Origin of the sequence: Paenibacillus forsythiae T98 (genome assembly GCF_000520735.1) — a bacterium.
Lineage (GTDB): Bacteria > Bacillota > Bacilli > Paenibacillales > Paenibacillaceae > Paenibacillus_AQ > Paenibacillus_AQ forsythiae.
This window is the reverse complement of record NZ_ASSC01000424.1, coordinates 1-309: the sequence shown is the minus strand read 5'-3', so window position 1 is coordinate 309 and position 309 is coordinate 1. Positions and strand designations below refer to the sequence as shown.

Annotated in this window: 1 pseudogene; it reads left to right on the top strand. The window is 69.3% G+C overall.

What is annotated here, in order from left to right:
- Positions 1 to 309 (top strand): annotated as a pseudogene (locus L692_RS32740) (helicase-associated domain-containing protein); the annotation flags it as partial.

Genomic DNA, 309 nt, shown 5'->3' with positions numbered 1-309 from the left:
CTGGCTCGAAAGCCTCGCGGATAGCGGCCTCCCCGGACAGGTCAGAGCGGTTCTGGAACAATGGAGCCGGGATATTGGCCGGACGGCGCTTTCGGAGATGCTGGTGCTCTCCTGCCGAAGCGAGCGCGATGCCGATTGCCTCGCCGGGCATCCCAGGCTGCAGGGCAGCCTGGAAAGGCTCGGGCCCCGCCATTTCGGCGTGAGCCGCGACCGGGCTAACCTGGTCCGCAAGGAACTGGCTTTGGCCGGGATGTCGCCGCTGGAGGGACTGCCCCCCGGCAGCGGCGGCGAAGCGGCGATGGAGGGCGA